Annotated in this window: 30 protein-coding genes; 23 read left to right on the forward strand and 7 right to left on the reverse strand. The window is 25.0% G+C overall.

Annotated elements, in window-relative coordinates; genetic code table 11:
• Positions 1 to 36 precede the first annotated feature (36 nt).
• The 5 genes from ADFLV_RS03335 to ADFLV_RS03355 are packed head-to-tail and all read right to left on the reverse strand — an operon-like array spanning position 37 to position 4,489.
• A complete protein-coding gene (locus ADFLV_RS03335; protein ID WP_014473368.1) occupies positions 37 to 1,389 on the reverse strand; it encodes a PAS domain-containing sensor histidine kinase in 1,353 nt (450 codons plus the stop codon).
• Positions 1,390 to 1,417: 28 nt separating this feature from the next.
• Positions 1,418 to 2,320: a VWA domain-containing protein gene (locus tag ADFLV_RS03340; protein WP_129010490.1), complete on the reverse strand. Its 903-nt coding sequence runs from the start codon at positions 2,318 to 2,320 to the stop codon at positions 1,418 to 1,420.
• The gene (locus ADFLV_RS03345) at positions 2,313 to 2,708 is read right to left on the reverse strand and encodes a hypothetical protein (protein ID WP_014473370.1); all 396 of its coding nucleotides are present in this window, start codon (positions 2,706 to 2,708) and stop codon (positions 2,313 to 2,315) included. Before ADFLV_RS03345 ends, ADFLV_RS03340 begins: the two co-directional genes overlap by 8 nt.
• Positions 2,705 to 3,538, reverse strand: coding sequence for a DUF58 domain-containing protein (locus tag ADFLV_RS03350; protein WP_129010491.1), 834 nt, complete (start codon positions 3,536 to 3,538; stop codon positions 2,705 to 2,707). The genes ADFLV_RS03345 and ADFLV_RS03350 overlap by 4 nt, the downstream gene beginning before the upstream one ends.
• A 3-nt stretch (positions 3,539 to 3,541) precedes the next feature.
• On the reverse strand, positions 3,542 to 4,489 hold the full coding sequence (locus ADFLV_RS03355) for an AAA family ATPase (protein ID WP_041655050.1): 948 nt from the start codon (positions 4,487 to 4,489) through the stop codon (positions 3,542 to 3,544).
• Positions 4,490 to 4,734: 245 nt separating this feature from the next.
• Between ADFLV_RS03355 and rpsB the strand changes: the two genes are divergently transcribed.
• Genes rpsB through gmk form a run of 5 tightly spaced genes read left to right on the forward strand, consistent with a single transcriptional unit; the run spans position 4,735 to position 8,730 of the window.
• On the forward strand, positions 4,735 to 5,526 hold the full coding sequence (gene rpsB / locus ADFLV_RS03360) for a 30S ribosomal protein S2 (protein WP_014473373.1): 792 nt from the start codon (positions 4,735 to 4,737) through the stop codon (positions 5,524 to 5,526).
• 2 nt (positions 5,527 to 5,528) lie between these two features.
• A complete protein-coding gene (gene tsf, locus ADFLV_RS03365; protein ID WP_129010492.1) occupies positions 5,529 to 6,575 on the forward strand; it encodes a translation elongation factor Ts in 1,047 nt (348 codons plus the stop codon).
• 49 nt (positions 6,576 to 6,624) lie between these two features.
• Positions 6,625 to 7,308 (forward strand): ABC transporter ATP-binding protein, encoded by a 684-nt coding sequence (locus ADFLV_RS03370; protein ID WP_129010493.1) that lies wholly within the window; start codon positions 6,625 to 6,627, stop codon positions 7,306 to 7,308.
• On the forward strand, positions 7,305 to 8,105 hold the full coding sequence (locus tag ADFLV_RS03375; RefSeq protein ID WP_014473376.1) for a hypothetical protein: 801 nt from the start codon (positions 7,305 to 7,307) through the stop codon (positions 8,103 to 8,105). Before ADFLV_RS03370 ends, ADFLV_RS03375 begins: the two co-directional genes overlap by 4 nt.
• A 1-nt stretch (position 8,106) precedes the next feature.
• The gene (gene gmk / locus ADFLV_RS03380; protein WP_014473377.1) at positions 8,107 to 8,730 is read left to right on the forward strand and encodes a guanylate kinase; all 624 of its coding nucleotides are present in this window, start codon (positions 8,107 to 8,109) and stop codon (positions 8,728 to 8,730) included.
• A 9-nt stretch (positions 8,731 to 8,739) separates the two neighbouring features.
• On the opposite strand, the gene ADFLV_RS03385 is transcribed toward gmk, so the two are convergent.
• The gene (locus tag ADFLV_RS03385; RefSeq protein ID WP_014473378.1) at positions 8,740 to 10,362 is read right to left on the reverse strand and encodes an EAL domain-containing response regulator; all 1,623 of its coding nucleotides are present in this window, start codon (positions 10,360 to 10,362) and stop codon (positions 8,740 to 8,742) included.
• A 108-nt stretch (positions 10,363 to 10,470) separates the two neighbouring features.
• On the opposite strand from ADFLV_RS03385, the gene ADFLV_RS03390 reads away from it, so the two are divergent.
• Positions 10,471 to 12,909: a heavy metal translocating P-type ATPase gene (locus tag ADFLV_RS03390; protein WP_129010494.1), complete on the forward strand. Its 2,439-nt coding sequence runs from the start codon at positions 10,471 to 10,473 to the stop codon at positions 12,907 to 12,909.
• Between the two features lie 10 nt (positions 12,910 to 12,919).
• Positions 12,920 to 13,165 (forward strand): cbb3-type cytochrome oxidase assembly protein CcoS, encoded by a 246-nt coding sequence (gene ccoS / locus ADFLV_RS03395; RefSeq protein ID WP_014473380.1) that lies wholly within the window; start codon positions 12,920 to 12,922, stop codon positions 13,163 to 13,165.
• A gap of 23 nt (positions 13,166 to 13,188) precedes the next feature.
• Here ccoS and ADFLV_RS03400 read toward each other — a convergent pair whose 3' ends face one another.
• Positions 13,189 to 13,479: a c-type cytochrome gene (locus tag ADFLV_RS03400; protein ID WP_014473381.1), complete on the reverse strand. Its 291-nt coding sequence runs from the start codon at positions 13,477 to 13,479 to the stop codon at positions 13,189 to 13,191.
• 198 nt (positions 13,480 to 13,677) lie between these two features.
• On the opposite strand from ADFLV_RS03400, the gene ADFLV_RS03405 reads away from it, so the two are divergent.
• The 16 genes from ADFLV_RS03405 (at position 13,678) to ADFLV_RS03480 (ending at position 26,877) form a co-directional block, all read left to right on the forward strand.
• Entirely contained in the window at positions 13,678 to 14,280 is a 603-nt protein-coding gene (locus ADFLV_RS03405) for an ATP-binding cassette domain-containing protein (RefSeq protein WP_014473382.1), read from the forward strand.
• Positions 14,267 to 15,202, forward strand: coding sequence for a ferrochelatase (gene hemH / locus ADFLV_RS03410; protein WP_014473383.1), 936 nt, complete (start codon positions 14,267 to 14,269; stop codon positions 15,200 to 15,202). Before ADFLV_RS03405 ends, hemH begins: the two co-directional genes overlap by 14 nt.
• Positions 15,203 to 15,211: 9 nt before the next feature.
• Positions 15,212 to 15,757, forward strand: a complete 546-nt coding sequence (gene amrA / locus ADFLV_RS03415) for an AmmeMemoRadiSam system protein A (RefSeq protein WP_129010495.1) — start codon at positions 15,212 to 15,214, stop codon at positions 15,755 to 15,757.
• The gene (gene amrS, locus ADFLV_RS03420; protein WP_129010496.1) at positions 15,754 to 16,740 is read left to right on the forward strand and encodes an AmmeMemoRadiSam system radical SAM enzyme; all 987 of its coding nucleotides are present in this window, start codon (positions 15,754 to 15,756) and stop codon (positions 16,738 to 16,740) included. The genes amrA and amrS overlap by 4 nt, the downstream gene beginning before the upstream one ends.
• Positions 16,737 to 17,528 (forward strand): AmmeMemoRadiSam system protein B, encoded by a 792-nt coding sequence (gene amrB / locus ADFLV_RS03425; protein WP_129010497.1) that lies wholly within the window; start codon positions 16,737 to 16,739, stop codon positions 17,526 to 17,528. The genes amrS and amrB overlap by 4 nt, the downstream gene beginning before the upstream one ends.
• Positions 17,529 to 18,272 carry an ElyC/SanA/YdcF family protein gene (locus ADFLV_RS03430; protein ID WP_129010498.1) on the forward strand — a complete coding sequence of 248 codons (744 nt, stop codon included), beginning with the start codon at positions 17,529 to 17,531 and terminating at the stop codon, positions 18,270 to 18,272.
• Positions 18,273 to 18,331: 59 nt separating this feature from the next.
• Positions 18,332 to 19,072, forward strand: coding sequence for a metal ABC transporter ATP-binding protein (locus ADFLV_RS03435; protein ID WP_014473388.1), 741 nt, complete (start codon positions 18,332 to 18,334; stop codon positions 19,070 to 19,072).
• Positions 19,073 to 19,081: 9 nt separating this feature from the next.
• Positions 19,082 to 19,882 (forward strand): metal ABC transporter permease, encoded by an 801-nt coding sequence (locus ADFLV_RS03440; protein ID WP_129010499.1) that lies wholly within the window; start codon positions 19,082 to 19,084, stop codon positions 19,880 to 19,882.
• 18 nt (positions 19,883 to 19,900) lie between these two features.
• On the forward strand, positions 19,901 to 20,719 hold the full coding sequence (locus tag ADFLV_RS03445) for an AraC family transcriptional regulator (protein ID WP_129010500.1): 819 nt from the start codon (positions 19,901 to 19,903) through the stop codon (positions 20,717 to 20,719).
• 96 nt (positions 20,720 to 20,815) lie between these two features.
• A complete protein-coding gene (locus tag ADFLV_RS03450) occupies positions 20,816 to 21,604 on the forward strand; it encodes an MOSC domain-containing protein (protein ID WP_129010501.1) in 789 nt (262 codons plus the stop codon).
• Positions 21,605 to 21,698: 94 nt separating this feature from the next.
• Complete coding sequence (locus tag ADFLV_RS03455) at positions 21,699 to 22,523, forward strand: CvfB family protein (protein ID WP_014473392.1); 825 nt, start codon at positions 21,699 to 21,701, stop codon at positions 22,521 to 22,523.
• Between the two features lie 105 nt (positions 22,524 to 22,628).
• A complete protein-coding gene (gene prx-suh / locus ADFLV_RS03460; protein WP_014473393.1) occupies positions 22,629 to 23,171 on the forward strand; it encodes a thiol peroxidase Prx-SUH in 543 nt (180 codons plus the stop codon).
• Between the two features lie 129 nt (positions 23,172 to 23,300).
• Positions 23,301 to 24,032 (forward strand): tetratricopeptide repeat protein, encoded by a 732-nt coding sequence (locus ADFLV_RS03465; protein ID WP_129010502.1) that lies wholly within the window; start codon positions 23,301 to 23,303, stop codon positions 24,030 to 24,032.
• A 71-nt stretch (positions 24,033 to 24,103) separates the two neighbouring features.
• A complete protein-coding gene (locus tag ADFLV_RS03470; RefSeq protein WP_172658749.1) occupies positions 24,104 to 25,297 on the forward strand; it encodes an NnrS family protein in 1,194 nt (397 codons plus the stop codon).
• A gap of 69 nt (positions 25,298 to 25,366) precedes the next feature.
• Positions 25,367 to 26,326 carry a protein-methionine-sulfoxide reductase catalytic subunit MsrP gene (msrP, locus tag ADFLV_RS03475; RefSeq protein WP_129010503.1) on the forward strand — a complete coding sequence of 320 codons (960 nt, stop codon included), beginning with the start codon at positions 25,367 to 25,369 and terminating at the stop codon, positions 26,324 to 26,326.
• Entirely contained in the window at positions 26,326 to 26,877 is a 552-nt protein-coding gene (locus tag ADFLV_RS03480; protein ID WP_129010504.1) for a protein-methionine-sulfoxide reductase heme-binding subunit MsrQ, read from the forward strand. The genes msrP and ADFLV_RS03480 overlap by 1 nt, the downstream gene beginning before the upstream one ends.
• The last annotated feature ends 58 nt before the right edge of the window (positions 26,878 to 26,935 follow it).

The following is a 26,935-nucleotide window of genomic DNA, read 5'->3' on the forward strand; positions in this document are numbered from 1 at the left end:
TGAAATCCTTTTTTTTAGGATTTTTATATGCAATTTTTATTCCATTATAGTTTTTTTTATAGGTAAAATAATTTGAAATAGAGCACCTGTATAATGATTGTTTAAATATTCGAAATTTACTGTTGAGGCTGTAATTGTTCCATTTAGATGTTTACTTACAATTTCTTTTGACATATAAAGCCCAATACCAGTTCCTTGTTTTTCACCTTTTGTTGTAAAGTATGGTTCAAAAATTTTATCTATAATATTTTGTGGTATACCACCTGCATTATCTTTTATTTCAATAATTATTTTATCTTTTTCAAGTTTTGTATTTATAAAAATATATTTATTTGTTTTAATATTATCAAAAGCATCAATTGAATTGTTTATTATATTTATAAAAATTTGTATTAAATCACTTTCATAAGTTTCAAATTCAATTTCGGAATTATGTTGAATTATTTCAATATCTCTATTTTTTAATCTTGAATTTATAAGTTTTAAAGTTTTTTCAAAAACTGTTTTAGTATTTGAAGATATTTTTATAGTATCTTTTTTAAAAAAGTTTTTAAAATCATCAATTGTTTTAGATAAATATTGAGCATTTTCATTTATATTGTCTAACGACTCTTTTTCATACTCTTCATTTGAGATATTTAATTCTTTTTGTAATTTCATTCCTGTTGAAAGAGTTGAAATAATAGACAAAGGTTGTCTCCATTGATGAGCAATATTTCCTATCATTTCTCCCATAGATGCAAGTTTTGATTGTTGTATAATTAGTTCTTCTTGAGATTTAATTTGATTTTGTTTATTTATTTGGTCAGTGATATCTAACGAAACACCTAACACACCAATAATATTTTGTTTATCATCGACTAAAGGTACTTTAGAGGTATTTAAAAATCTTAAACTTTTATCTTTTGCTGTTACAGTTTCAATATAGTTCAATTTTGCATTTCTTGTAGTAATAACAATCATATCATCATTCATAAAGTTCTCTTTTTCACTAATATGAAAATCAGAATCTTTTTTCCCAAGTAAATCATTTTTAGTATTTAAATTCATTAATTCAAGAAACGCAGTATTACAACCAAGATAAACTCCTTTTTTATCTTTCCAAAATATTATTACAGGAGCATTTTCAATGATTTTTTCTAAAATTTCATTAGTTTTAAGTAGTTGAGATTTTTCATTTTGCAAAGTTTTGAAAAAATTTTTGATTAAGAAATATAGTAAAATTGAAGATAAACTAATAAAAATTAAACCTTTTATAGTTTGTAAAAATTGCGCATTATTTAAATCTTTAAAAAATAGATTAAGTGCTAAATCTGAGAAATAAATCCAAAAAAAACTAAATAAAAAATAAAGCAAAGAAATTTTCAATGCAGATTTATTTTTTGACATAACGAATCCTTCTTATTAAATAAAACAATTATTCTTTATTCCTTAAATAAATTAATAAAATTAAACATAAAATTGAAAAAAATAGTGGGTAAAAGAAAAGATAATCTTTTAAAATAATTTTATTTTGATCAATTTTAGATTTTTCAAGTTTATTTATATCTTCATAAATTAAATTTAAATCCTCTTTTGAATAAGCTACATAAGCTTTTGCATTTGATTCTTTTGCTAATGAATTTAAAATATTGTTATTAAAATTTCCAATACCAATTGTATAAACTTTTATATTATACTTTTTTAATAATTTTATTACAACTTCGATTGGAATGGAACTAGAATTATCTTCTCCATCACTTAATAAAATTATGATATTTGATTTTGCTTTTTTATCTTTTAAAATATTTATACTTGAAGCAACTGAATCAATCAATGCTGTATTTTTACCTGCCATTCCAACATCTAAATAATCAATAATTTCTTTTTGAGCCTCTTTATCAAAACTTAAAGGACTTGAAATAAGTACCGAATCTCCAAATAAAACTACTCCTATATTATCAGCAACTCTTTTTGTCATAAAATCTTTTATTATCTCTTTTACAACATCAAAACGACTTTTTATATGGTTTTCATCTAAATCTCTTTCATTCATAGAATAACTTGCATCTAAATCTAAAATAATATTTATTCCATCGTTTTTTAATAAAATAGTATCATTTATTTTTATAGGACTTGATAGAGCAATTGTTGAAAATATAATTATCAAATATTTTAAAATAGAGTTTATTAAATTTGATTTTTGATTTACTTTTTGAAAAATATTTAAATGTGGAATTAAATAAGAAGGTGATTTTGCTTTACAAAAAATAGAACAAAATATAAATAAAAAGATTAATAATAAAAAATATGGATATTCAAAAGTGAAATTATTAAACATCTAAAGCTTCCAAAAAAATTGAGTATTTATTTTTGATTTCATTATTTATAATTTCAACATTTTTTCTATATTTATATTTTTCAAGTTCATCTATTAACTCATTTGCCAATTTTTTTTCTCTTTCATTTGAAGCAACTAATCTTGCATATTTTGTTATAAGATAAGCTGATTTTTTTGCATCTTCAAAATCTATTTGCTTTAAAATTTCAAAATAGATTTTTCGTGGACTTTTTTTTCTATTTTTTAAAAATTTGATGATTAAAAAAACAATACTTAATAAAACTAAAATTCCTAAAAAAACTAATAATGCAAAGATAAAAATAGAGTTATCAGGTATTTTTTCTAACTCTTTTATGTCATTGAGTTTTGATAAAATATCTTCATTCATTTTAAAACTCCAATTAGTTTTTTTATTGGATCTTCATTTGTATATATTTTTGTAAATCTAATACTACAATTTTGTAGATGATTATATAGTTTATGATCGTTTTCTAAAACTTTTTTTTCATACTCTGAAACTGCACTTTTATTTAAAATTGATTCAAACATTTTATTATTGTTTGGGTCAATAAAACTTACATTACCAAGTTCTAAAGGATTTTCTTCAAATTTATCTCTAATTATAAGTGCAATAATTTCATGTTTTTGACAAAGTAGTTTTAAATCAAGTTTTTCAATATCAAAAAAATCTCCAATTAAAAAGATGAGTGATTTTTGATGAATGGCTTTAAAAAGTTCTTTAGTAATTTTTTCATAATCTATATTTTTACCAATTACATTATAATTATAAAGTTGTTCAGCCATAAAATTTACATTAAAAATCTGTTTTGATTTTTTTGTACAAACTTCAAGATTTTCATTTGCTATAAATGAAGAGAAAGGATTACCTTGTTTTATGCAAATAAATCCTAAACTTGAAGCAATATGAGTGATAATATCTTGCTTAAAAATATCAGTTCCAAAATATGTTGAACCATTTAATAAACAAACAATATTTACATTTAACTCTTTTTGTGCATAAAAAACTTTTACATATGGTTTTTGCATTTTTGCACTTATAACCCAATCAATATTTTTTACATCTTCACCATATTCATACTCTTTTAGTTCACAAAAATCATAGCCTTCACCTTTTAATTTTGTACTATTATTTCCAATGATTTCAGAAAAAACTTGTTTTTTTGTTTTTATGAGTATTTTTTTTAAAGCTTGATTCATATTTTATGGAATAACAATTTTCTCTAAAATTTTTTGAATAACATCATCTACATTTATCTCTTTTGCCATTGCTTCATAAGTTAAAATTATTCTATGTCTTAAAATATTTTTTACAACAAGTGCAATATCAATTGGAGAAACAAAATCATTTCCTCTTAAAAATGCACTAGCTTTTACAGCTTTAAACATATCAATAGTTGCCCTTGGACTTGCTCCAAAATGTATAGTATCAACTAATTCCTCTAATCCATAATCTTTTGGATTTCTACTTGCATCAATAATATCAATAATGTATTCTTCTAATTCTTTATCAATATGTATTTGTTTAACTGCTTGTTTTAGTTTTTCTAAAATATCTTTATCTAAAACTTTGTTTATCTCTTCAAAAGAGTTCATTGTAGCTTTTTTTGCTATTTCATACTCTTGTTCTTTTGTATTATATGAAACAACAATTTTAAACATAAATCTATCAAGTTGAGCTTCAGGTAAAGTATAAGCTCCTTCTTGTTCGATTGGATTTTGAGTTGCTAAAACTAAAAAAGGAGTATCTATTTTAAAGGTATCATCAGCTATTGTTACTTGTCTTTCTTGCATAACTTCAAGAAGTGCTGATTGCACTTTTGCAGGAGCTCTATTGATTTCATCTGCTAAAAGTAAATTTGTAAATATTGGACCTTTTTTGATTTTAAATTCATTAGTTTTCATATCAAAAATTTGAGCACCAATAATATCACTAGGAAGTAAATCAGGAGTAAATTGTATTCTTTTAAAATTAAGACTTAAAGCTTGTGATACACATTTTACAGTTGTAGTTTTTGCTAAACCTGGAACACCTTCTAGTAAAATATGACCATTTGTAAGAAGTCCAATTAAAATAGAGTTTACCATCTCTTCTTGACCAACAACGCCTTTTGCTATTTCAACTTTTAATTCATTTAGTTTTTCATGCAAATTCAAAATCTATCCTTTTATATTGAAATTTAATTTTATCTAATTACAAATTAAAAATATTGTTAAATTAAGATTAAAGTTAAATTAAATTTAATTTAGATAAAATCACGGTTCTAATTTTATTTAGAACCTCACATGTGTCAATCCTTGTATGGGTTGTGACAAGAGAAATCTTGACATTAAGGGGCACAGAGGCTAAACCCTTTACAAAAAATAAATACAAAATAATTCAAGGAGAATTACTCATGGTTACAATGAAAGACCTATTAGAGTGTGGTGTACACTTCGGACACCAAACAAGAAGATGGAATCCAAAAATGAAAAAATTCATTTTCGGTGTTAGAAAAAATATCTATATTATAGATTTACAAAAAACGTTAAGATACTTCAGATATACATATAACGTTGTTAGAGACAGAGCTGCTCAAGGTGAAACTATGATTTTCGTAGGTACTAAAAAACAAGCTAGCGAAACTATCAAAAAAGCTGCTATTTCTTGTGGAATGCCATATGTTAACCATAGATGGTTAGGTGGTATGTTAACTAACTTCGGAACAATTAAAAAATCAATTAGAAAATTAGAAATTATTAAAAAAATGAGAGAAGAAGGTCAATTAGATCTTTTAACTAAAAAAGAAGCTTTAATGCTTACTAGAAAAGAAGAAAAATTAGAATTATACCTTGGTGGTATCAAAGAAATGCACAAACTTCCAGATATGATGTTTGTTCTTGATGCTGTTAAAGAAAAAATTGCAATTCAAGAAGCTAGAAGATTAGGAATCACTGTTGTTGCTCCTTTAGATACAAACTGTGACCCTGATGTTGTAGATTTACCAATTCCAGGAAATGATGATGCTATTAGATCAATTCACTTATTCTGCAACGAAATGGCTGCAGCAATGAATGAAGGGAAAGCTGTATTATCAGATGAAACAGGTGTTGAATTAGAACCTGTTACTGTTGAAGAAACAGAAGAGTTAATCGCTGAAGCTGTTGCAGAAGGTGAGTCTGAAATTTCAGAAGTAGAGGAAGCATAATTATGGCAGGTGCAACTCCACAATTAATCAAAGAATTAAGAGAAATGACTGGTGCAGGAATGCTTGATTGTAAAAATGCACTAAATGAAACTGGTGGTGACTTAGAAAAAGCTGTTCAAGCTTTAAGAGAAGCTGGTTTAGGTAAAGCTGCTAAAAAAGCTGGAAATGTAGCTGCTGAAGGTTTAATTTCTGTTTTAGTTAATGATGACTTCACAAAAGCTGCTTTATTAGAATTAAATTCACAAACAGATTTCGTTGCAAAAAATGAAAATTTTGTTAATTTAACAAAAGAGATTACAAATCACGCTTTAAGTAATGAAATTGCTTCAGCTGAAGTTTTAACAACTTCTGTAATTAATGGACAAGAATTTAAAACTTATTTAAATGAAAAAATTGCAACAATCGGTGAAAATTTGGTAGCTAGAAAACTTGCTTTAGTTTCAGGACAAGTTGTAAATGGATATGTTCATGCAACAGGAAGAGTAGGAGTTGTTTTAGCTGCTACTTGTGATGAAGCTGTAAAAGATAAAGCAGCTGCATTATTAAGAAATATTGCAATGCACGCATCTGCTATGAAACCAACAGTAATTTCATATAAAGATTTAGATGCAGAGTTTGTTGAATCTGAAAATAAAGCGATTAGAGCAGAAATTGAAGCTGAAAATGATGAGTTAAAAAGATTAGGAAAACCATTAAAAAATATTCCTGATTTTGTTTCTAGATCTCAATTAACAGATGAAGCAATTGCTGCTGCAAAAACTAAATTTGAAGAAGAATTAAAAACTCAAGGTAAACCAGAAAAAATTTGGGCAAATATTATTCCAGGAAAAATTGAAAGATATATCACTGATAATACTCAATTAGATGGAAGATTTGCACTTTTATCTCAAGCTTATGTAATGGATGATAAAAAAACTGTTGAGCAAGCAATTGCAGAAGTTGATGCATCTATTAAAATCACTGAGTACATTAGATTTGAACTTGGTGAAGGTATTGAGAAAAAAGAAGAAGATTTTGCAGCAGAAGTTGCAAAACAAATGGGTAAATAATTAGTAGTTAATTAAAACTACAATGTAAAAAAATAAAAGGAAATATGTAATGAGTGAAGCTAATAATAAAGATACGCTCATTGCAGATGACCTTTTACTCCAAGCTAATAACTTATCTCATAAATTTGATTACGAACTTTTCAAAAATATAAATTTATCTCTTCACAAAAAAGAATCAATAGCTATAATTGGTACAAGTGGAAGTGGAAAATCAACACTTTTAAATATTTTATCTTCTCTTTTAAAACCATCTTTTGGAAATGTTGTTTTTAAAAGTAAAGATATGTATTCAATAAAACAAAATGATCTTTTAAAGATAAGAAGAGATGATTTTGGTATAATCTTTCAAGCACATTATCTTTTTCGAGGCTTTTCAGCAATTGAAAATTTAGAAATAGCCACATTATTAAGTGGTGAAAAAATAGATAATAATTTATTAAAAGAATTAAATATAGAATATGTTATCAATCAAGGTGTTGGTGAATTAAGTGGTGGACAGCAACAAAGATTATCGATTGCAAGAGTTATGACAAAAAAACCAGCGATTATTTTTGCAGATGAACCAACAGGAAACTTGGATAAAGATACAGCAAATGTTGTAATGAATACTCTATTTAATTATATTAAAAATAATGATGCAGGTCTTATTTTAGTAACACATGAAAATGAACTTGCAATGAGATGTGATAAAGTTTATAAGTTAGAACAATTGAAATTGCAGGAGATAAAGTGAATTTATTATTAATTTGTGAAACAGCAATTATTGAACATATTTTTACTTTAGTTTGTAAGAGATTAAATATAAATCTAACTATTCAAAAAACAAATAGTATAAATGAAAAATTTGATTTAATAGTTGTAGATCAAAATTTTATAGATGATAAATTTAATTCACTTAAGCAACTTTCAAAAAAATTAGGTGCTATTAGTTCTGAAGAATTACCTTTTGATAAATCAAGAGATTTTATTATTCCAAGACCATTTTTACCTACAAAGTTAGAATCACTTTTAGTTGAACAATTAGAAATTATTAAAGAAGAAGAGGAATATGAACATAATAGAAAAGTAACAACATTTACCTCTTATGATGATGAAGAAGATGAAGAAGTTACTGTTCCTATTGTAAATTATATAGATAATGATATGGAAGAAAAGATAGAAGAAGAATTTGATTTAGATGAAGATGAAAGTATAGTTAGCCTTGCTTCTTTAAATATGGGTGGAGTTTTAGATTCTCGAGAATTAGATAAAATAAATGATATTCTAAGAGAAGATAATATTCAAAATGAAATAAATCTTGAAAAAAATGATTGGAAAGATATTTCATCTATTATTGATGATGCTTTAGCCGAAGTTAAAGAATATGAATTTGATTTAACAAAAGAGCCTATTAAGCCTTATAATTTAGTTCTAAGTAATTTTAATATAAATGAATTAAGACCTTTACTTGAAAAATTTGATCAAACGGTAATTGATAAACTTTCAAGTGGTGAAACGGTTGATGTTAGAATTACTTTAAAGGAAAAATAAGATGATAAAAGAGAAAAAAGGTGCAATTTTAATCATCTCAGGTCCTAGCGGTTGTGGAAAATCAACTCTATTAAAAGAAGTATATAAAAATATTGATAATTACTATTTTTCAATTTCAACTACAACAAGAGCTCCAAGAGTTGGAGAAGTAAATGGTATTGATTACTTTTTTGTTTCTAAAGAAGAGTTTGAAGAAGATATAAAAAACAATGATTTTTTAGAATATGCAAAAGTACATGATAACTATTATGGAACATCATTAAAACCTATTAATAAAGCTTTAGAAGAGGGTAAATTGATAATTTTTGATATTGATGTTCAAGGTCATGAAATTGTTAGAAATAAGATAAATGCTTTAGTTACATCAGTATTTATTACAACGCCATCTTTAAATGTTTTAGAAGAGAGATTAAATAGTAGAAATACAGATAGTTTAGAAATTATTGAAAAAAGAATTAAAAATGCTAAAGCAGAAGTTGAATTTTTTCAAGATTACGATTATTTAATAATTAATGATGATTTACAAACAGCTGCAAAAGAATTAGTTTGTATTGCAAATATAACCAGAATAAAAACTAAACTTTTCAAGAAAGAAAATATAATATCAAATTGGCTAAGTAATTAACTACTTAATCTAATTGATACTATCATAACTCAAAGGTTTTTCAAAGTAATAACCTTGACAATAATCAATGTTTAACTCTTTTATTTTGTTATAAATATCTTCATTTGATACATATTCTGCAACAGTTTTTACTTTAAATTCTTTTGAAAAATTAGCAATTGTATTTACAATTATTTCTAAATCTTTTGAACTATTAATTCTTTCAATTAATGAACCATCAATCTTAACGAAATCAATATCAAGAAGAGTTAATAAGTTGAAGTTTGAATATCCAGCTCCAAAATCATCAACTCCCACAATACAATCAAACTTTTTAATTTCTGCAATGAATTTTGAAACTTCATTGAAATCTGAAATCTCTTCTGATTCTAAAATTTCAAATTCTAAAAATTGAGTATATTTTCTATTTTGTTCTAAAACTTCATAAATAAATGCAGTTGTTTCTTCATTTGCAATATCATCAAAAGAGATATTAACCGAAACTCTTTTGTTTTTGTTTTTTATTAGTTTAAAAGCATCTTGTATAACAATTTTTATGATGTTTGGATAAAGTTTTGTCTTTTTTGCAACATTTATAAAGTTATATGGAGCTATTTCAACACCTTCTTTTGTTACATAACGAATAAGTGCCTCATATTTATGAACTTCTTTTGTTTGGGTATCAACAATTGGCTGAAAATAGGCTTGAAATAAATTTTCTCTGAATCCAACTTTTAATTGTTTTACCCATTTTATATTTTCTTCAAAAGATTGTTGGATTTTAAATGATTCATTATAAATCATAATTCTTTGAAGTTTTGTTCTTGCATAATTTATAACTCTTTGTGAGTATTTATACGCTCTTGCTCCATCTCCTTGTGCTATTCCAATAGTTATATTTATATCAATTTCATCTTCATCAATAAGTAATGATTCTTTTTCAATTTTATCAGCGAATGTTTTACATATATCATAAAATTCATTTACATCTTTATTACTTTGCTTTGCAACAATTGCAAATTTATCAGCTTCAATTCTATATACAAAATACTCTTCATCACTAAAATAGCTTTTTAATTTATTAGCTAACTCATATAAAATTGTATCACCAATTTTTTCACCAAATAAATCATTTACTGTTGAAAATTCATCAATATCTAATAATGCCATTAAATCAATATTGTTTTCATCTAAATCTTTTTTTAGTTTATTTCTATTTGGAAGATTTGTTAGTTTATCTGTGTATAAATCTTTTAATTCATGATAAATCAAAGATTGTGACATTACTTGTAAAAGTTTTGCAATATCAATAGGTTTTAAAACATATTTATCAACACCAATATCGATAGCTTCAAGTAAATACTCTTTATTTGAAAATGCAGTTGCAACAATAATAGGAATATTCATATTGATTTTTTTTATCTCTTTTACCATGTCTAAACCATTTAAAATAGGCATATTAACATCAGTAATAATTAAATCAATTTCATTCTCATATTTTTTAAAAAGTTCTAGACCTTCTTGTCCATTTTGTGCAACATATTGCTTTTTGGTAAAGCCTTTTAAAATTTGATGTGTTACTTCTCTTAAGTCTTTTTCATCTTCTGCATATAAAATAGTTATATTTTTCAGTATTGAAATATTATTTATCATTATTAAGACTCTCTCCAAAATTATTAAGATATAATATCATAAATAAACATAATATCTAAGTAATAAAAAAATCAATAATTATATAGTTTTGGTCTATTAGGAGTCCATTTGTCGAAAATCAAGTGTAATCATTGTCATTTAGAATTTGATGAAAATGTAATGATAAAAGAAGAAGATTTAAATTTTTGCTGTAAAGGATGCCAAGGCGTATATCATATACTAAAAGATGATGGATTAGACTCTTTTTATGATAAATTAGGAAATAAAACAATTGCTCCTCCTATAAAATTAGATAATGATGATGTTACAAAATTTGATTCTGAAAATTTTTTAGATAATTATGTAAGTAAAACAAAAGATGGATTTTCTCAAATAGATTTGATAATTGAAGGAATTCATTGTGCTGCTTGTGTTTGGTTAAATGAAAAAATATTATATGACACAAAAGGAATAGTTGAAGCTAATATCAATTTTACAACAAATAAGGCACGGATTGTTTGGGATGATGAAAAACTAAAACTTTCAGAAATTATTTTAAAAATTAGATCAATTGGTTATAACGCATATGCTTATGATTCAAGTGTAGCAGATGCACAAGCTTCAAAAGCAAAAAGAGATTATTTTATTCGTATGATGGTTGCTGTTGTTTGTAGTATGAATATTATGATGTTAAGTGTTGCAAAATATACTGGATTTTTTACGGGTATATCAAAAGAAGTAAAAGATATGATTCATATAGGAGAATTTTTACTTTCAACTCCTGTTTTATTTTATAGTGGATGGATATTTTTCAAAGGTGCTTATTTTGGTTTAAAAAATGGTATTTTAAATATGGATTTTTTAGTAGCAACTGGTGCAACATCAACTTATATATATTCTTTATTTATTCTTTTTGGTGCAAAAGGTGAGAGTTATTTTGATTCAGTTTCAATGATTATTACTTTTGTATTAGTTGGAAAATATTTAGAAGTAATAGGAAAAAAATCTGCTGTTGATACTTTAGATAAAATAAAATCAAGTTTACCTTTAGAAGCTGTTGTTATAAAAAACAATGAGAGAAAAACTGTAGCTCTAAATAGTATAAATATTGGTGATATTATAGAAATAAAACCAGGAGAAAAAGTTCCTGTTGATGGAAAAATTATCCAAGGAAGTGGCTCTTTTGATGAATCAACTTTAACAGGAGAATCTCTTCCCATTTATAAAAAAACTCAGGATATTGTTTATAGTGGAACTATAAATTTAGATTCTTTAATACAATTTGAAGTTACTAAAAATTTTAAAAATTCAACTTTCTCTTCAATTGTTTCTTTATTGGAAGATTCTTTAAACTCTAAACCAACTATTCAAACAAAAGCAGCAGAAATCTCAAAAGGTTTTAGTGTTACTATTTTAAGTTTAGCAATTCTTACTTTTGTTGTTTGGTATTTTTTTGGAATAGATTTAGGTTTTGATTATGAAGGAACAAGTCAATTTGAAAAATCATTTATTGTTGCTGTTTCAGTTATAGTTATTGCATGTCCTTGCGCTTTAGCACTTGCTACTCCAATGGCAAGTTTAATAGGTATTTCAGAGCTTGCAAAAAAAGGTTTACTCTTCAAAGAAGCAAAATTTATTGAAACACTTGCTGTTGCTTCAAGTGTAGTTTTTGATAAAACAGGAACTTTAACTAAAGGTGAATTAAATGTATCAAAAGCTCGAATTTTAGATGATAATATTCATAAATTAAACCTTTTATACTCTTTACTTTCTGCTTCTAGTCATCCTGTTAGTATTTCAATAAAAAAATATTTAGAATCAAAGTACGATTTAAAAATTAAAGAACTTGAAACTGTAAAAAATATAGAAGCAAAAGGAATGAGTGCAATATATAAAAATATAGAAGAAAAAGAGTTTGAAATTATTGGTGGAAATATTGAGTTGTTAAGAGAATTTGGAATATATTATAAATTTGATTCAACAAAAACAGTTTATTTGTTTGCTATAAATAAAAAAGTAATTGCAACTTTTGAACTTGAAGATAAAATAAAAGATGATGCAAAAGAGATTATAGAATATCTTCAAAATAAGAATATTGATGTAATTATGCTAACAGGTGATAATGAACAAGTTGCTTCAAAAATTGCAAATGAATTAAATATTAAAAAATATTTTGCAAAGCAAACACCAGTTTCAAAAGCAAATTATATAAAAGAGTTAAAAAAAGAGAATAAGATAGTTGTGATGGTTGGAGATGGAGTAAATGATAGTGTTGCTTTATCAAATGCAGATGTTGCAATTGCAATGGGAAATTCAGCTGATATTTCACTTGCTGTTTCTGATATAGTTTTATTAAATTCAACGCTAAATTCTTTGAAGGATGCATTTGTTATTTCAAATAAAACATATAAATATATTAAACAAAATTTATCTTTATCAATAGTTTATAATATGATTACAATACCTTTAGCAATGGCTGGTCTAGTTATTCCTTTAGTGGCTGCTTTATCAATGAGTTTAAGTTCATTAATGGTTGTATTAAATTCACTTAGAATAAAGATGAAATAGGAGTTTTAAAATGATAAATGATACACTTTTTTTTATGTTGATTGTTGGAATTATAATCTCAGCAGGATTATTACTTCTTTTTGTTTGGGCTGCAAAAACAGGTCAATTTGATGATGCTAATAAGATGTTAAATGGTCTTTTATATGATAGTGTTGATGATTTAAACGATGCAATAAAAAAAGAGAAGAATTTAAAAGAAGCTAAAGAAGAAAAACTTCAAAGTGAAAAGAAAAAAGAGGAAAAGAAAGAAGAATAAAGAGTCTTTATTCTTCTAAAAAATTATTTACCGATATATTCAGCTAAAGCTTTGATGTCAGCGTCAGAAAGTTTCATTACTTGACCTTTCATGATACCTTTCATTGGTCCACCATAAGTTCCATCTTTATAACCATGTAATGCTTTTTCAACATCAGCTTTTGCTAAGTTTGCTGGAACATGACTTTTACTTTGAGTAGTAATGTTGATTTCACCTTTTGCTCCATGACATGCTTTACAAGTATTGTAAGCTGCAGGTGCATCTGCTAACGCTAAAGTAGCAACAGCTAATGTTGCAAGAACGATTTTTTTCATTTTATCTCCTTAAATTTAAGAAAAATATTTTAGCTTTTTTTTCTTTTTTTATGCTTAATATTTTCTTTTTTTATTAAATATTCAGTATAAGTTTTACCTATTATTGTATAAAAAAAGTGAAATGCACAAAAACTCTTTGTAGAGGGAAGATAAAGCTATTTTTTAATATAGTAATAAATTAAATTAAAAGGTAAAAAGTTGAATAAAGATTTAGTTTTAAATATAAATAATTTAATATTTTATTATAAAAAAGAAAACCCAATTTACAAAGATTTTTCATTGAAATTAAAAAAAGGTGAATTAGTTACAATTTTTGGAAAAAGTGGAACAGGAAAAACTACTCTTTTTGAATTAATTTACGGAAATTTAAAACCAATAAGTGGAACTATTGAAAAATCAAATATTGCAATGATTTTTCAAGATCCTTTTAACTCTTTTCATCCAACTTACTCAATTTTAGAGCAGATAAAAGATGTAGTAAAAAGAGATTTTTATAAAGAATTAGATGAACTTTTACCAAAGTTAAGTTTACAAAAAGAGTTGTTAGATAAAAAAACATATCAATTAAGTGGAGGTCAACTTCAAAGATGTTCAATTTTAAGAGCACTTTTGATGAAACCAGATTTACTTTTAGTTGATGAACCAACATCTGCACTTGATAATATAATAGCTTACGATGTGATGAAATTATTGATTACATTATTAGATAAATGTGCTATTTTGTTAATAACTCATGATTTAGATATGGCAAAATGGTGTAGTGATAAAATTATAAGGTTAGAAGAAAATGCAAAAAAATAAAAAGGCTTTAGTTCTATTAAATATGGGTGGAGCTAGAAATAAAGATGAATTAAAAATGTTTTTAACAAATATGTTTAATGATGAAAATATATTAACTATAAATATAGATTTTATAAGAAGTATTATTGCAAATTTTATAGTAAAAAAAAGACTTGATAGTGCTTGGGAAAATTATGAAAAAATTGGTAATGCTTCACCAATTAATCCATTAACTGAAAAATTAGTAGATAAATGTAATGAAAAAATAGAAGAGTTTAAAACATATCAAGCTATGCGTTATACTCCTCCATTTGCAAATGATGTTCTAGAGCAAATAAAAAAAGATGGAATAAATGAAATTTTATTATTTCCTTTATATGCACAATTTTCAACTACTACAACAAAATCGTCAGTTCAAGATTTTATAGGAAATATCCCATATGAGGGATTTACTGTAAAATATATAGAAGAATTTTATAAAAATGATAAATTTAATGATTGTATTGTAAATGAAGTAATTAGAAATATTGATGACAAAAAAGAGTATAATTTGATATTTTCTGCACATGGATTACCACAAAAAATTGTTAAAAAAGGTGATCCTTATGAAGAGCAGATGAATGAACATGTGGAAATTTTATCAAAAAAATTAGATGAAAAGGGAATAAAATTTAAATCAATTAATTTAGCATATCAATCAAAAGTTGGACCTTTAAAATGGCTTGAACCATCACTTGAAGATATGTTAAAAAATTTTAAAGATGAAAATGTAATTATTTATCCAATTTCATTTATTGTTGATAATTCTGAAACAGATTTTGAACTTGATATTGAATATAGAGAAATTGCTCATAAATTAGGAATTAGTGAATATAAAGTATGCCGTTGTGTAAATGATAGTGATGAATTTATTGAAGCAATAAAGGATATTATTAAAAACTAAGGAGTTAATATGGAAAATCAGGTTTTATTGGATATAACAAAAAAATCTATTGAAAAGAAGTTTGATTCAAATATAAAGATTGATAAAACAAAACTTTTAACTGATTTTCCAGAACTGAAAGAAAATGGTGCAACTTTTGTAACATTGACTTTGGATGGGCAACTTAGAGGTTGTATTGGTTCACTTCAAGCATATAGACCACTTTTAGATGATTTGATTTCAAATGCCTTAGCAGCTGCTTTTGAAGACCCAAGATTTTATGAATTAACGCCCTTAGAGTTTAAAAAAGTAAAAATTGAAATCTCTATATTATCAACGCCAGTTGAAGTGATTTATACAAATATAAAAGATTTAAAATCAAAAATCAAACCAAATATTCATGGTGTAATTTTACAAAAAGATGGAAGAAGAAGTACTTTCTTACCACAAGTTTGGGAACAACTCCCAACTTTTGAAGAGTTTTTCTCACATCTTTGTTATAAAGGAAGTTTTGAAATAAATTGTTTGGAGTTTCATCCTCAAATCTTTACTTATGAAGTTAAGAAGATAAAATGAAATTTTATAAACAAGAAAAAGAGCGATTAGTTTGCCTTTTATGCTCTTATTATTGTAAATTAAAAGTAGGGCAAACAGGAGTTTGTGGAGTAAATAAAAATATTGGTGAAAAAATAGAGTGTTTAGTTTATGGATATTTGAGTGCATTAAATATTGACCCAATAGAAAAAAAACCTCTTTATCATTTTTTACCTTCTTCAAAATCTCTTAGTTTGGGAACAGTTGGTTGTAATTTTAGATGTTCATTTTGTCAAAACTGGCAAATCTCGCAAACATCAAATATAAACAAAAACAATTATTTTAGTGTAGATGAAATAGTAAATATTGCAAGAGAAAAAAAATGTGAGTCAATTTCATATACTTATAATGAACCAACAATTTTTTATCCATTTGCTAAAGATATAGCTTTAAAGGCAAAAGAGTTTGGACTAAAATCTGTTTTTGTTTCAAATGGTTTTGAAAGTAGTGAAGTAATAGCTGATATGAAAGGTGTTATTGATGCTATGAATATTGATTTGAAATCCTTTGATAAAAACTATTATAAAAAATCTTTAGGTGGAGATTTAAAAGTTGTTTGTGATAATTTGATAAATATCAAAAAAAATGATATTCATTTAGAAATTACAACTTTAATAGTTCCAACAATTAATGACTCAAAACAAGAGTTAGAAAATATTGTTAAATTTATAAAAGAAAATCTTGGTGTTGATGTTCCTTGGCATATTAGCGCTTTTCATCCAGATTATAAAGAACAAAATTTAGAACGAACAAAAGATGAAACTCTACAAATGGCATTTGATATTGCAAAAAGTCATGGGTTAAACTATGTTTATAAAGGAAATAGCACTTTCGAAAATGATACAGTTTGCAAAAATTGTGGAGAAGTTTTAATAATAAGAGAATATTTTAATGTTTTAGAAAATAGACTTGTTGACGGATGTTGTCCTAAATGTAAAACAAAACTTGATGGAGTTTTCAAATGAGTATAAGAAAAGCAGTTGTAAGTGGAAGTTTTTATCCACAAAAAAAAGAAGAGATTTTAAAATACATAAATCATTTTAATAGTGTTAAAACAAATGATGAAAGTTTTGATGATATAAAAGCTATTATTGTTCCCCACGCTGGATATATTTATAGTGGTTATACTGCAAATATGGCTTACAAGTTAGTTTCAGCTTCAAAAAAGAATATAAAAAGAGTAGTTGTAATTGGTCCATCTCATAGAGTTTATTTAAAAGGAGCAAGTGTTGCTTTGTATGATGAATATGAAACACCACTTGGAAATTTAAAAATTGATAAAGAGTTTTCTCAAAACTTAATAGATAAATATGATTTTCTAGATTTTAATGTGGAGTGTGAATTTGAACACTCAACTGAAACCCAAACTCCATTTATAAAACACTATTTTGGAGATGTTCAATTAGTTGAGATAGTTTATGGGCAAATTGATTATAAAGATTTATCAAAAGTTATTGATGAGGTTTTAAAAGATAAGTCTAATTTTGTAGTAATTAGTACAGATTTAAGTCATTTTTATACTCTTGAAGAAGCGCAAAAACTTGATAATATCTGCTTAGAAGCAATAAATAAAAAAGATTTAAAACTTTTTGATTATTGTGAAGCTTGCGGAAAAATAGGAGTTAAAGCAATAATTAATTGGGCAATAAAAAATAATTATGAAACTAAAATATTAAATCATTGCACAAGTGCTGATGTAACAAAAGATAAAAGTAGGGTTGTTGGATATACTTCAGCTTTAATTGGAGTTTAGATGTTTGTATTTAAAAAAATCGTTTCAGCTTTTTTGTTGCCAATTCCTATTGGTCTTTTTTTACTTTTTTTATCTTTTATTTATTTGATGTTTAATTCATACAAAAAAGCTAAATTTTTTTTATTTCTAGCTTTTTTATGGTTTGCTCTTTTATCAAATCAAACTATTTCAAATGCAATTTTATATCCACTTGAAAATTCATATCCAGCTTTACTTCAAACACCAAAAGTAAATTATATTTTAGTTTTAGGAAGTGGACATAAAAATGATGATAGTTTAAGTATTACTTCTCAGGTTAAAATGACAGCAATAAATAGATTAGTTGAGGGAATAAGACATTATAAAAATCTAGAAAATGCAAAACTTATAGTTTCAGGTTATAGTATTAGTGGTGGAGATTCCCATGCTTTAATGCAAGAAAAATTAGCAATTTCATTAGGAGTTAAGAAAGAAGATATTATAAGACTTGATACTCCAAAAGATACAAAAGAAGAAGTTATTGAAACAAAAAAAATAGTTGGAACAGAACCTTTTATTTTAGTGACTTCAGCATCTCATATGAAACGTTCAATACTTTTATTTGAAAAAGAAGGATTAAATATCATTGCAAGTCCTACAAATAATTTGGCTTATTTGGATGATTCTTATAGTGCATATTTTAGTGCAAAGAATTTGCGAAAAGTTGAAATTGCAATTCATGAATATTTAGGATTAGTTTATTCTTGGATTAGAAATGAAATTTGAGATTAGATTTATCTAATCTTTGATAATATTGCAACAAAGTTGCAAATAAAGGTTTTTTAGTGGAATTAATAAATATAAGTAATTTATCTTATAGATACCATAAAACAGATGTATTAGAAAATATAAATTTATCAATAAATGAAAATGATTTTTTAGCAATAATTGGACCAAATGGTGGTGGAAAATCAACTTTATTAAAATTGATTTTAGGATTGTTAACTCCTCAATCTGGAACAATTAATAAAAAAATACCAAATAGTTTAATAGGATATGTTCCTCAAAATACAAATTTAAATATTGATTTTCCAATTACTGCTTTAGAAATAGTTCTGATGGGACATATTAGCTCTAAAAAGAAAATATTTGGTTATTCAAAAGATGATATTTCTTGTGCAATGAAATCATTGGAACAAGTAGGTATGGAAAAATTCGCAAATAGCAAAATTGGTGATTTAAGTGGAGGACAAAGACAAAGAGTTTTTATAGCACGTGCTCTTTGTTCAAACCCGAAAATTATGCTTTTAGATGAACCAACAGCAAGTATTGATGTAAAAGGTCAAAGAGAAATTTATGAATTATTAAAAGAGTTAAATAAATCTATTTGTATAGTTGTTGTTAGTCATGATATCTCTGTTTTATTAAATTATGCAAAAAATGTAGCACATATCAATAAAAATATTGTTTATCACTCTTTAGAAAATGTACAAAAAAATATAAATACACAAAATGAGCATTTATGCGAAGTTGAACTTCTATCAGCATTAGGAAAAACTCAAATTTGTTGTAATCACAACCATTAAAGGTAAGAAATGTTAGAAGTTTTACAATATAGTTTTATTCAAAATGCCTTAATTGCAGGAATTTTGATTTCAATTGCTGCTGGAATTATAGGTTCTTTAGTAGTTGTAAATAAAATTACTTTTTTAACTGGTGGAATAGCTCATAGTTCTTATGGTGGAATTGGACTTGCTATTTATTTGGGAATACCTGTTTTATTTGGTGCAACAATTTTTGCTGTATTAACAGCAATAATAATTGCGATAATAACATTAAAAAATAGAACAAGAATAGATGCAATTATCGGCATAATGTGGGCAAGTGGTATGGCAATAGGAATTATATTTGTTGATTTAACTCCTGGATATAATGTAGATTTGATGTCATATTTATTTGGTTCAATTATTGCTGTTTCTAATGAAGACTTAATATTTATGTCTTTATTAGATTTTTTCATTATTTTCATTATTTTATTTTTTTATAAACAGATATTAGCAGTTTCTTATGATAGTGAATTTGCAAGTTTAAGAGGTATAAATGTAAAGTTCTTTTATACGTTAATTTTGATTCTTGCAGCACTTTGTGTCGTTGCAGCAATTAAGGCAGTTGGATTGATTTTAGTTATTGCACTTTTAACAATTCCTACATATTTAGCTGAAACATTTGCAAATAAACTTTCTTCGATGATGCTAATTAGTTCAATTTTAGCCACAATATTTACAATCATTGGGTTAATTGTTTCTTATGTATATGATATTAGTTCAGGAGCTAGTATTATTATGGTATCAGTTATTATTTTAACAGTAGTGAAACTAATTGGATTAAAAAGATAGTATATTATAAAAAATTGAATGAATAAAAAAAATATTTTAAATAAAAATAAATCTTTTAGTTTTATAAAAATAGATATAGAAAGTAAAAAAGATTTTTTTACTTTTAGTCCTCAACAGCATGAATTATATGAAATCGTATATATAACCAAAAGTCAACTAAAATATAAAATTGATTTTCAAGAATTTATTTTAAAAAAAAATACTCTATCTTTAGTAAAACCTTGGCAAATACATCAGTTATTAAAAGATGATTTTTTTGAAAATTGTGAAGGATATATTTTCCATTTTTCGAAAGAATTTTTACCTCCAAATAGTATTATAAATGAATTATTTGAAGAAAATGCATTACCTATTATTAAAATTTCCAATGCTATTTCAAAAAATATAAGTAATTTAATTTTAATGATTGAAAAAGAAGAAGATATACATAATAGAATTTCTTCGCATCTTTTTTGTTCGATTTTAGAATATATATTAAAATTTAAAGAACCAGATGCAAACTTGTATTATAAAAATGAACGAATTTATACTTTAATAAGATTAATTGATGATAACTATAAAACTGAAAAAAATACACATTTTTATGCAAATTATTTTGGAATAACAACTAAAAGATTAAATGAATTAACAAAACAATACTTAAATAAAACTCTTTTATCTTTGATTATTGATAGAAATATTATTGAGATTAAAAGACAATTATCATATTCAAATTTATCTATAAAAGAGATATCTGAAAAAATGGGTTTTAATAGCACTTCACATTTCTCAAAATTTTTTAAAAAATATTCAAACTATACACCTTCAGAATTTAAAGCCTTAAAAACAAAATCTTAGATGTACAAAATTTACAATAAATTGTATTTTTTTTATCTTGAATTGACTTAGCATAAAACATATAATTACCAAAATTTCATTTTAGGAGTTATTTATATGAAAAAAATAGGTAAAGTTTCTTCTTTATTAAGATATCCAGTTAAATCTATGCAAGGAGAAAATTTAAAACAAACTATAATCACTGAAAAAGGTTTATTAGGTGATCGTTCTTACGCATTAATTGATATAAAAAGTAAAAAAGTAATAAGTGCTAAAAACCCTAGAAAATGGCCAAATATTTTTAAATACAGTTCAAGTTTTTTAGAAGAACCAACACTTAATAAAATTCCAAATATAGAGATTAAATTACCTGATAAATCAGTATTATCAAGTTCCCAAAATGATATTGATGAAATATTATCTAAAAACTTCAATTCAGATATTAGACTATCCTCAAATGTTCCAAATGATGCAAAACTTGAAGGTTTATTTGATGATTCTATACTTGATGTTATTATGCCTAAAGGTACATTTTTTGATATTGGAATAATACATTTATTAACAACTTCAACTATATCTAAACTAGAAGAATTATATAAAGAAGGAGATTTTAATATTAATAGATTTAGACCAAATATTATTATTCAATTAGATTCCAAAGAAAAAGATTTTGTTGAAAATAACTGGGTAGGTAAAAAAATATATATTGGAGAAGAAGTTATTTTAAAAATAAAACAATCAACAAGTAGATGTGTAATGACTACATTAGAACAAGAGAATTTACCAAAAGATATAAATATATTAAAAACCATTAAAAAAAGTAATGATGGAAAAGTTGGAATTTATGCAGATGTTATTAACACAGGAATAATAAAAATAGATGATTCTATTTTAATAGAAGAATAAATTTATTATTTAAACAATATTTGTAAGATTTCACTAAAAAGAATTATTTAGCTATAATCGACAATTAAACAAAAAAAGAAACGGAAAAACCAAAATGAATGAAAAAATAGAAGTAGGAAGATTAAATACTTTAAGAGTAAATAGGGTTAGTGAACCTGGAATTTATTTAATTAGTGCTGACGAAACAGAAGTACTACTGCCAAATGCCTATGTTACAAAGTCTATGGAAATTGATAGTTTACTTGAAGTATTTATTTATACAGACAGTGAAGATAGACTTGTATCAACAACATTAAAACCTTATGTTTATTTATATGAATTTGCATCTTTAGAAATAGTTGATAGTGCAAAGTTTGGAGCATTTGTAGATATTGGATTACCAAAAGATATTTTAGTTCCAAAAAATAAGCAAAAAGGAACTTATGACGTTGGAAAAAGAAAAGTTTTACAACTTCAATTAGACGAGAGAACAAATAGGTTAATAGCCTCTGAAAAATATGAGTTATTAAAAGAGATAAGAGATTTAGAAAAAAATGATGAGGTTGAAATAATACTTTATTCTAAAACTCCATTAGGATATAAAGTAATAGTTAATAATAGATATGAAGGAATGATTTATCACACAGAAATTTTTGAAAATTTAAAAATTGGTGATAAAAAAAGAGCTTATATAAAAAACATTAGAGCTGATAATAAAATTGATTTGTCTTTGCAAAAAATTGGTGAAAAAATATCAGGTGATAAAGTTTTTGATATTTTAGTTGAAAATGGTGGAAAATTAAATTTTACTTATAAGAGTGAGGCTTCTGATATAAATGAAGTATTTGGTCTTAGTAAAAAAGCTTTTAAAGCTTCATTGACAAAACTATTATCAGAGGATAAAATTGTTCTTGAAATAGATGCTATTAGAGTTAAATAGTAACAGATAAAATAATTACATCTTGATTGCAAATAATTAAGAGTAAATTTATCCTATTTGATTATAATTTCGTATATATTTTAAAAAAATTAAAGGAAAATAATAATGGCAACAACAAAATTAAAAGGAAATGAAGTAACTTTAAGTGGTACAGAAATTAATGTAGGAGATATTGCACCTGTTGTTACAGTTGTAGCAAGAGATTTATCAGATATTCAAATTGGTGGAGAAAAAGAAAAAGCTCAAATTATAGTAGTAGTTCCATCTTTAGATACAGCTGTTTGTGCAGCAGAAACAAGAAAATTTAATGTTGAAGCAGCGAAAATAGAAAATGCAGAAGTAATCGTAGTTTCTATGGATTTACCATTTGCAATGGGAAGATTCTGTACAACTGAAGGAATTGAAAATTTAAAAGTTGGTTCAGATTTTAGAGCAAAAGCTTTCGCAAAATCTTATGGTGTATTAATCTCTTCTGGACCATTAGCAGGTGTTGCTTGTAGAGCTGTATTTGTTATTAATGCTTCTGGAAAAGTGACTTATAAAGAAATTTGTCCAGAAATTACTGAAGAGCCAAACTATGAAGCAGCATTAGCAGCAGCTAAAGGTGTAACTGGTGGTTCTTGTGGAACAGGATGTGGTTGTCACTAATTTTTAAGAAAAATCCACTTTTATAGTGGATTTTTTATTCTATTCTCTCTTTTTTCTTCTCTCTTAATTTTAAAATCTTAAAACAATAGTATAATAGCAATTGAAATAATTTTATAATAAGGAGAAATTATGCTTAAAATATTAATCAAAATTTTGTTATTTTCAATTTTAAGTTTGCAAACTTTGAGTGCTTCTGTTGTAAATGATGGATTTACAGAATTAAAAAAAGGAAATGTTTTAGAAGCAGCAAATCTTTTTTTGAAAGCTTGTGATGAAGGTGCAACATCAGGATGTTATAATCTTGGACTTTTATATTACAAGGGAGATAAAATAGAGCAAAATTATCCTAAAGCAATAGAGTATTTTACAAAAGCTTGTAATGATGGACACACTACAGCTTGTTATAATCTTGCATATATGTATCAAAATGCTCAAGGAACTCTTCTTGACTCTTTGAAAGCTATTGAGTTATATGAAAAAACTTGTCAAGCTGGAATTAGTGCAGGTTGTTACAATATTGCAAATATGTATTCTGTTGGAGATGGTGTAGAAAAAGATGTTTTTAAAACAGTAGATTATCTAACACGTGCTTGTAATATGAATCATTCTAAAGCTTGCTATAATCTTGCAGTAAGATTTACAAATGAAGATGGTGTTGAAAAAAATCCTTTAAAAGCTGCAAACTTATATCAAAAATCTTGTGATTTAGGTTATGCTAATGCTTGTTATAATCTTGGAGTTATGTATTTTGAAGGTGAATTTTTTACAAAAAATGATGAATTAGCTTCTCAACTATTTAAAAAAGCTTGTGATATGAAACTTGATAGTGCTTGTGAAGCATATAAAAATTTGAATAAATAAAATACTTGTTTTAAATCAATGTTTTAATTTTTCTTAACAGCTAAAATCTTCTAAAATTTATAGGAGATTTTATGTTGTTTTCATGGTATAAAAGATTTTTTTCTCAACCACATCAACCATTCTTTACAAGTGGGATACTGTTTTTTACTCTATTTATGATACTTTTTATTTTGGTTTATTCAAATATTTTAGTTTTAGATACATCAATTTTGACTTATCATGCTTATAGTATGGTTTTTGTAGTTTTTTTACAGTTCTTTCTAGGTTTTTTATTTGTTGTTTTCCCTAAATTTCTTATGCAAGCTGAAATTTCAGAAAAAATATATAAAAGACATTTTTTTGCATATTTTTTTAATTCATTATGCATATTTTTAAGTTTAATTTTTTATTCAAAAATTACTTTCGTTTTTCAAATTTTTCTTTTGATTACACAAATATTTAGTTTTAAACTACTGTTAGATATTCATAAAAAAAGTTTAGTTCAAATTAAAAATGATACCAAATGGGTTTTAATAGCATTTTTTGCAGGACTTATTTCACATTTTTTATTTATAATTTCAAATTTAGATTTTAAATACTCTTTTTTTATTTCAAAAATAGCTATTAATATTGGATTTTATCTATTTTTATTTATGATATTTTTAACTATTTCTCAAAGAATGATACCTTTTTTTACAAGAGCTAAAGTGCCAAATCATGTAGCTTATAAAAGTTTAAAATTTTTAAAAATAGTTTTTATATTACTTATTTTAAAGATTGTAATTTTATCTTTTGATGATGTTAGATTCAATCTTATCAGTGATATACCTATATTTTTTATTATTACAAAAGAGTTGATAAAATGGAAACTTCCAATATTTAAAGTAGAAGCAATAATTTGGATATTATATTTAGGACTTTATTGGATAGTTCTAGGATTTTTCATATCAATTATCGAGAGTTTTTTTGCTATTTATAACTCAAGTATCTATTTTGAAAAGATTGTAATTCATAGTTTTGCTTTGGGATATTTTTTGACTTTACTTATAGGTTTTGGAACTAGGGTAATTTTAGGACATTCAGGAAATCAAATAGTTGCGAATAGATTTACAGTTATAATTTTTATAGCTTTACAATTTATTGTGTTATTAAGACTTTTTTCTTCAATTTGTTCAAATTTTGGTTTGGATTATATCTTTTTCCTAAATTTAACAGCTATTTTGTTAGTTTTAGTTTTACTTGTTTGGTCGAGTAAATATATAACTATTTTATTAAAAGGCAAATAAAGAATTTATTCTAAACATATCCTTTACAGAAAATTTCTATAATTTGATTAGAAATACAAAGGATATGTTATGAAACTTATTAGAAAAAAATCTTGGCAGATAACTGAAAACTTAGTAACTCCAAAAGAGTTTTTTGAAAAAAGAAGAAGTTTTATAAAACTAGGAGCTGCAACACTTGTATCAAGTGGAGCAATTATGGAACTTTTAGCAAATGAAAAATTACCTACCCAAACTCTAAATTATATAAAAGATAAAAATATAAATAATCTAAAATTAAATACTTACGAGCAAATAACTTCTCACAATAATTTTTATGAATTTACTACAAATCAAAGAGATGTTAAAGATATGGCACATACTTTGAAAACTGAAAATTGGAAAGTAACTATTGATGGTTTAGTTGAAAATCCTATGGAAGTTGATTTAGATGATTTAGTAAAAATGTTTGATATTGAAGAGAGAATTTACAGATTTAGATGTGTTGAAGGTTGGTCTATGGTTGTTCCTTGGAATGGATTTACACTTTCTAGTTTAATAAAAAAAGTAAAACCACTTTCAACTGCAAAATATTTAAGATTTGAGACTTTAGTTGATAAGGATAGTTTTCCAGACCAAAGTAGAGGTGTATTTGCAACTTTAGATTATCCATATGTTGAAGGTTTACGAATAGATGAAGCTATGAATGATTTATCTTTTTTAGCAATTGGTTTATATGGAGATGTTATGCCAAAACAAAATGGTGCTCCAATAAGACTTGTAGTTCCATGGAAATATGGTTTTAAATCAATAAAATCAATAGTTAAAATCTCTTTTGTAGAAAAAGAACCACTTAATACTTGGCAAAAAGAAAATCCAAAAGAGTATGGTTTTTATGCAAATGTAAATCCAAATGTTGACCATCCAAGATGGTCTCAAAAAAAAGAGAGAGTTTTGGGAAGTTTTTTAAAACAAAACACTTTAATGTTTAATGGTTATGAAAATGAAGTTGCAAGTTTATATAAAAATATGGATTTAACAAAGTATTTCTAATGGTACGATTTTTTATATATTTATTAAGTTTAGCTCCTCTTATTTATTTAAATATTAGGTTATTTATATTTGATAATGTAAATGACCCAATAAAATATATCTATACAATAACAGGTGCAACTGCAACAGTAATACTATTTTTTACAATATCTATTTCACTAATAAAAGAGAAAATAAATTTAATAAAATATAGAAAAGAAGTAGGACTTTTAGGATTTTTTTATGCTTTATTACATCTTCTGAACTTTGTAGTTTTAGATGCTTCTTTTGATTTAGATTTTATTTTTAAAGAGATTTTAGAAAAACCATTTATTTATTTAGGAATGATTGCTTTTTTTATAGTTTTATTTATGGCAATTACTTCAACAAAACAACTTTTTAGAAAATATAATAAATATCATAAATTTATATATTTAGCTTTGATTTTAATAACAATTCACTGGATTATGGCTCAAAAATCAATAAATATTTCTCAATATGTATATATAGTAATTATTCTTTTGATAGGTTTTAGTAAATTGTTTCAGCAGTTAATTAAGAATCTAAAATAGGGAAGTTAACTCTTCGTTAATTTTCGATTAGATTTTAGTTAATTATGAACTATTATAA

This window comes from Arcobacter defluvii (assembly GCF_013201725.1).
GTDB classification, from domain to species: Bacteria; Campylobacterota; Campylobacteria; order Campylobacterales; family Arcobacteraceae; genus Aliarcobacter; species Aliarcobacter defluvii.

Coding starts and splice junctions, on each gene's coding strand:
- rpsB (WP_014473373.1), top strand. CDS start 4,735: ATGGTTACAATGAAAGACCTATTAGAGTGTGGTGTACACTTCGGACAC.
- tsf (WP_129010492.1), top strand. CDS start 5,529: ATGGCAGGTGCAACTCCACAATTAATCAAAGAATTAAGAGAAATGACT.
- ADFLV_RS03370 (WP_129010493.1), top strand. CDS start 6,625: ATGAGTGAAGCTAATAATAAAGATACGCTCATTGCAGATGACCTTTTA.
- ccoS (WP_014473380.1), top strand. CDS start 12,920: ATGATAAATGATACACTTTTTTTTATGTTGATTGTTGGAATTATAATC.
- ADFLV_RS03465 (WP_129010502.1), top strand. CDS start 23,301: ATGCTTAAAATATTAATCAAAATTTTGTTATTTTCAATTTTAAGTTTG.
- prx-suh (WP_014473393.1), top strand. CDS start 22,629: ATGGCAACAACAAAATTAAAAGGAAATGAAGTAACTTTAAGTGGTACA.
- ADFLV_RS03440 (WP_129010499.1), top strand. CDS start 19,082: ATGTTAGAAGTTTTACAATATAGTTTTATTCAAAATGCCTTAATTGCA.
- ADFLV_RS03345 (WP_014473370.1), bottom strand. CDS start 2,708: ATGAATGAAGATATTTTATCAAAACTCAATGACATAAAAGAGTTAGAA.
- ADFLV_RS03445 (WP_129010500.1), top strand. CDS start 19,901: ATGAATAAAAAAAATATTTTAAATAAAAATAAATCTTTTAGTTTTATA.
- ADFLV_RS03480 (WP_129010504.1), top strand. CDS start 26,326: ATGGTACGATTTTTTATATATTTATTAAGTTTAGCTCCTCTTATTTAT.
- ADFLV_RS03385 (WP_014473378.1), bottom strand. CDS start 10,362: ATGATAAATAATATTTCAATACTGAAAAATATAACTATTTTATATGCA.
- amrS (WP_129010496.1), top strand. CDS start 15,754: ATGAAATTTTATAAACAAGAAAAAGAGCGATTAGTTTGCCTTTTATGC.
- ADFLV_RS03450 (WP_129010501.1), top strand. CDS start 20,816: ATGAAAAAAATAGGTAAAGTTTCTTCTTTATTAAGATATCCAGTTAAA.
- ADFLV_RS03470 (WP_172658749.1), top strand. CDS start 24,104: ATGTTGTTTTCATGGTATAAAAGATTTTTTTCTCAACCACATCAACCA.
- gmk (WP_014473377.1), top strand. CDS start 8,107: ATGATAAAAGAGAAAAAAGGTGCAATTTTAATCATCTCAGGTCCTAGC.
- amrB (WP_129010497.1), top strand. CDS start 16,737: ATGAGTATAAGAAAAGCAGTTGTAAGTGGAAGTTTTTATCCACAAAAA.
- ADFLV_RS03400 (WP_014473381.1), bottom strand. CDS start 13,479: ATGAAAAAAATCGTTCTTGCAACATTAGCTGTTGCTACTTTAGCGTTA.
- msrP (WP_129010503.1), top strand. CDS start 25,367: ATGAAACTTATTAGAAAAAAATCTTGGCAGATAACTGAAAACTTAGTA.
- ADFLV_RS03335 (WP_014473368.1), bottom strand. CDS start 1,389: ATGTCAAAAAATAAATCTGCATTGAAAATTTCTTTGCTTTATTTTTTA.
- amrA (WP_129010495.1), top strand. CDS start 15,212: ATGGAAAATCAGGTTTTATTGGATATAACAAAAAAATCTATTGAAAAG.
- ADFLV_RS03350 (WP_129010491.1), bottom strand. CDS start 3,538: ATGAATCAAGCTTTAAAAAAAATACTCATAAAAACAAAAAAACAAGTT.
- hemH (WP_014473383.1), top strand. CDS start 14,267: ATGCAAAAAAATAAAAAGGCTTTAGTTCTATTAAATATGGGTGGAGCT.
- ADFLV_RS03455 (WP_014473392.1), top strand. CDS start 21,699: ATGAATGAAAAAATAGAAGTAGGAAGATTAAATACTTTAAGAGTAAAT.
- ADFLV_RS03430 (WP_129010498.1), top strand. CDS start 17,529: ATGTTTGTATTTAAAAAAATCGTTTCAGCTTTTTTGTTGCCAATTCCT.
- ADFLV_RS03340 (WP_129010490.1), bottom strand. CDS start 2,320: ATGTTTAATAATTTCACTTTTGAATATCCATATTTTTTATTATTAATC.